This window comes from Kitasatospora sp. NPDC091257, from assembly GCF_044757675.1.
GTDB lineage: Bacteria > Actinomycetota > Actinomycetes > Streptomycetales > Streptomycetaceae > Kitasatospora > Kitasatospora lactacystinica.
The window spans coordinates 1-4,542 of sequence record NZ_JBIVVI010000752.1; the positions used below are offsets into that span (position 1 = coordinate 1).

General features: G+C 73.6%; 5 protein-coding genes. 4 read left to right on the top strand and 1 reads right to left on the bottom strand.

Annotated elements, in window-relative coordinates; translation table 11 throughout:
* The first annotated feature begins 66 nt into the window (after positions 1 to 66).
* The 4 genes from ACIQOV_RS28800 (at position 67) to ACIQOV_RS28815 (ending at position 3,724) form a co-directional block, all read left to right on the top strand.
* The gene (locus ACIQOV_RS28800; RefSeq protein ID WP_401053426.1) at positions 67 to 909 is read left to right on the top strand and encodes an STM4013/SEN3800 family hydrolase; all 843 of its coding nucleotides are present in this window, start codon (positions 67 to 69) and stop codon (positions 907 to 909) included.
* Positions 906 to 2,240: an STM4012 family radical SAM protein gene (locus tag ACIQOV_RS28805; RefSeq protein WP_401053421.1), complete on the top strand. Its 1,335-nt coding sequence runs from the start codon at positions 906 to 908 to the stop codon at positions 2,238 to 2,240. The genes ACIQOV_RS28800 and ACIQOV_RS28805 overlap by 4 nt, the downstream gene beginning before the upstream one ends.
* On the top strand, positions 2,237 to 3,151 hold the full coding sequence (locus ACIQOV_RS28810; RefSeq protein ID WP_380544834.1) for an STM4011 family radical SAM protein: 915 nt from the start codon (positions 2,237 to 2,239) through the stop codon (positions 3,149 to 3,151). Before ACIQOV_RS28805 ends, ACIQOV_RS28810 begins: the two co-directional genes overlap by 4 nt.
* Before the next feature lie 192 nt (positions 3,152 to 3,343).
* Positions 3,344 to 3,724, top strand: a complete 381-nt coding sequence (locus ACIQOV_RS28815) for a VOC family protein (RefSeq protein ID WP_401053424.1) — start codon at positions 3,344 to 3,346, stop codon at positions 3,722 to 3,724.
* A gap of 75 nt (positions 3,725 to 3,799) precedes the next feature.
* On the opposite strand, the gene ACIQOV_RS28820 is transcribed toward ACIQOV_RS28815, so the two are convergent.
* Entirely contained in the window at positions 3,800 to 4,510 is a 711-nt protein-coding gene (locus tag ACIQOV_RS28820; protein ID WP_401053428.1) for a rhomboid-like protein, read from the bottom strand.
* Between the last annotated feature and the right edge of the window lie 32 nt (positions 4,511 to 4,542).

Genomic DNA, 4,542 nt, shown 5'->3' on the forward strand with positions numbered 1-4,542 from the left:
CGATCTCACGCCCCGGCCCCCGCTCCCACCCCGGACCACGCCCCGCCCCCCGCTCCCACCCCCGACATGAACGCCGTCGTGGGCAGCCACGACCTGCTGCTCGTCACCCTCGACACGCTCCGCTTCGACGTCGCCGAGGAACTGGCCGCCGCCGGCCGCATCCCGCGCCTCGCCGCCGTCCTCCCCGGCGGCCGCTGGGAGCGCCGGCACGCGCCCGGCAGCTTCACCTACGCCTCCCACCAGGCGATCCTGGCCGGCTTCCTGCCGACCCCGGCCTCCCCGGACGGACCGCACCCGCGCCTGTTCGCGGCCCGCTTCGCCGGATCCGAGAGCACCGCCCCGCGCACCTGGGTCTTCGACGCCCCCGACCTGCCGACGGCCCTGGCCGCGGCGGGGTACCGCACGGTGTGCATCGGCGGCGTGGGGTTCTTCAACAAGCAGGGTGCCCTGGGGTCGGTGCTCCCCGGCCTCTTCCAGGAGAGCCACTGGGCACCCGAGTCCGGCGTGGCCTCGCCGACGTCCTTCGAGGTGCAGGTCGCCCGGGCCGAGCGGGTCGCCGCCGAACAGCCCGCCGACCAGCCGCTGTTCCTCTTCCTGAACGTCTCGGCGCTGCACCAGCCGAACTGGTTCCACCTGACCGGCGCCACCCGCGAGCACGGGGACTCGCGGGCCAGCCACGCCGCCGCCCTGGAGTACGTGGACGCGCACATCGGCCGGCTGTTCGCCGCGATGAGCGCCCGCCGCCCCTGCTTCGCGATCGTCTGCTCCGACCACGGCACCGCCTACGGCGAGGACGGCTACACCGGGCACCGGATCGGCCACGAGGTGGTCTGGACGGTCCCGTACGCGCACTTCACCCTCCCCGCCCGACCGGCGGGCGCCGCCGCGACCTCCGAGGAGCCCGCATGACCACCGCGCCCCCGCGCCCGGACTCGCCGTACCAGTCGTACGTCTACGCGTACCCGCACAAGACGGCCTACCGCCCGTTGCCCGAACGTCCGCCGCTGCGCGAACTGTGGGCCGGCGAGCCGCAGCACGCGCTCTCGCTCTACCTGCACATCCCGTTCTGCGAGGTCCGCTGCGGGTTCTGCAACCTGTTCACCCGGATCGGCAGCCCGGAGGGCCTGACCACGGCCTACCTGGACGCCCTGGAGCGCCAGGCCGCGGCGGTGCGCGCCGCGCTGGACGACGGGGCCCGGTTCGCGCTGGCCGCGTTCGGCGGCGGCACTCCCACCTATCTGACGGCCGGCGAGCTGGAACGGCTGTGCGACATCGCGGAGCGGCGGATGGGCGCCGACCTGCGGGCGGTGCCGCTCTCGGTGGAGGCCTCGCCCGCCACCGCGACCGCCGACCGGCTGGAGGTGCTGGCCGCCCGGGGCACCACCCGGCTGAGCCTGGGCGTGCAGTCCTTCGACGACGCCGAGGCGCGCTCCGCCGTCCGCCCGCAGAAGCGGGCCGAGGTGGAGGCCGCCCTCGGCCGGATCCGCGCGGCCGGGTTCCCGGTGCTCAACATCGACCTCATCTACGGCATCGACGGCCAGACCGAGGCGAGCTGGCTCCGCTCGCTGGACACCGCGCTCGCCTGGCGGCCCGAGGAGCTGTACCTCTACCCGCTGTACGTCCGTCCGCTGACCGGCCTGGCCCGGCGCGGGGAGCAGGAGAGCCGGTCCGCCTGGGACACCCGGCGGCTCGCGCTCTACCGGGCCGGCCGCGACCACCTGCTCGCCCACGGCTACCAGCAGGTGTCGATGCGGATGTTCCGCCGGGCCGCCTCCCCGCAGGCCGGGGCGGGCGAGTACGCCTGCCAGACCGACGGCATGGTCGGCCTGGGCTGCGGCGCCCGCTCCTACACCTCGCGGCTGCACTACTCCTTCGACTACGCGGTGAACGCCACCGAGGTGCGCGGCATCATCGACGACTACGTCGCCACCGAGGACTTCCACCGTGCCGAGGTGGGTCACTGGATGGGCGGGGCGGAGCCACGCCGACGGCACCTGGTGCAGTCCCTGCTCCAGGCCGAGGGCATGCCGCTGGCGGACTACCGTGCCCGGTTCGGCGGGTCCCCGGCCGAGGACTTCCCGGCGGAGCTGGCCCGGTTCGCCCAGCGTGGCTGGCTCGCCGCCGGCGACCCGGCGTTCCTGCGGCTCAGCCCGGAGGGCCTGGCGCACTCGGACGCCGTCGGGCCGATGCTGTTCTCGCCCGGGGTCCGGGCCCTGATGGCGGCGTACGAGGCGAAATGACCTTCCTCGGCATGCCCTCCGCCTCGCCGCCGGAGGAGGACGGCGCGCGGGACCTCACCCTGCTCTACCGCGGTCCGCTCTCCTCCTGCGACTACGACTGCCCGTACTGTCCGTTCGCCAAGCGGCGCGACAGCCCCGGACAACTGCGCGCCGACCGGGCCGCGTTGGAGCGCTTCACCGGCTGGGCCGCCGGGCGCGCGGGCACCGGCGACACCCTGTCGCTGCTGTTCACGCCCTGGGGCGAGGGGCTGGTGCGGTCCTGGTACCGCCGCGCGCTGGTCGAGCTGAGCCGCCTGCCGCACGTCCGCCGCGTCGCGATCCAGACCAACCTCAGCTGTCGCACGGGCTGGCTCGCCGAGGCCGACCTCGACGCCCTCGCCCTCTGGGTCACCTTCCATCCCGGCCAGGTCACCCGTGACCGCTTCCTCGCCAAGTGCCGCGAGCTGGACGCACTCGGTGTGCGGTACAGCGTCGGCGTCGTCGGCCAACCCGAGCACCTCGACGAGGCCGGCCGGCTGCGCGCCGAGCTCTCCGAGGACGTCTACCTGTGGGTCAACGCCGCCGAGGGCCTCGACTACACCGACGCCGAGGCCGCCCGATGGGCCGCTCTCGACCCGCACTTCGGCTACAGCCGGCACGCCCATCCCAGCGCCGGGCTGCCGTGCCGCACCGGCGAGTCCGTGCTGTCGGTGGACGGCGACGGCACGGTGCGCCGCTGCCACTTCGTCCGGGACGTCCTCGGCAACCTGTACGACGGCAGCTACCGCACCCGACTGCGGGCGCGGGCCTGCCCGTTGCCGGTCTGCGACTGTCACATCGGCTACGTCCACCTGGAGGCCCTGCCGCTGTACGAGCTGTTCGGTGCGGGAGTACTGGAACGTGTGCCGCACGGCTGGCCACGGGGCCGGTGACACCTCCGCGGCCGGCCGGCCACCCCGGGTGACGGCCTCACTTCGCCCGCGCCGCCGAGGTCACCTCGCTCCGGAGGCCGGCCCCGCATGACGTCCGGCAACCTCCCGCGCACAGTCCGAAGCCGTTCCGCGCCCACCGGGCGGTACCGCCCGCACATCCCTAGCCTGGTGACAGGGAGGAGGCGAAACATCATGCTTGGAGACGCTCCGCTGCAAGCAGTCATCCCCGCCGCCGATCTCGCCCGCGCCAAGGCCTTCTACACCGACACCCTCGGTCTCAAGCTCGCCGAGGAGAGTGAGGAGGAGTTCGTCTGCGACACCGGCGGCACCCAGGTCACCGTCTACCACACCCCCAGCGGGGGTCAGGCCGCCCACACCCTGGCCAGCTTCAAGGTCGCCGACCTCGACACCGAGATGGCCGGCCTCCGCGACCGCGGCATCACCTTCGAGGAGTACGACTTCCCCGGTCTGAAGACCGTCAACGGCGTCGCCGAGGGCGAGGGCATGCGCGCGGCCTGGTTCAAGGACAGCGAAGGCAACATCCTCTGCGTGTCCCAGCGATTCGGCCGGTAGTCGTCCCGCCACCCGCCCGGTCGGCGGGCGGCCCCGCAAAACCGCCCGCCGACCCGTCCCATCGGCGGCCGTCGCTCACCGTCGGCGCGCCCGCCGCCAGACCGTGCGGGCCGAGGCGACCGGGTCGAAGGAACCCGGGCGGTCGCGGGTCAGCGGGTAGCAGGCGAAGCCGATCAGGGCCGCACTGAAGTGGCCGATGCTGGTGTAGTCCCGGCTCTGCAGCACGCCCAGTCCGTAGACCACCAACACCCCGGCCGCGTACAGGTACCGCCAGGGCCGGACGATCAGATAGGTGAGTACCGCGACCACTCCGGCCAGCGCATAGCTGACGCCGTAGTCCAGGGTGTAGACGGCGCTCGGCGAGGCCAGCCCGTGGTGGATCGCCCAGCCGAGCACGCCCTCGCTGAGGTACGTGGCGCCGACGTGCGCGAGCGCCGCCACCGAGATCCAACGCAGCGTGCCGAGCCATCGTTCGGCGGGCACGTGGAAGAGGTTGTACAGCAGGAAGTAGGACAGCCAGCCGCCGCCCGCGATCCACAGGGCACTCGTCACCAGGACACGGACCGGCGAGACCTGGAGGTGGTGGAGGTTGGTCGAACGCCGCTCCAGGATGCGGTCGGCGGTCGCCGGATCGACGTGCCGGATCACCTGCGTGGTGACGAGCAGGATCGCCAGCCAGATGTAGGTCCCCGGCGCGCGCCGGACGTAGGCCCACACCGCGTGGGCGGCACGCGCCCACCGGGGCCGCCGGTGTTCCTCGGGGCCCTTGGCGGTGCTGCCGACCATCGACGCCTCCTCGCGACACTCCTCACCATCCC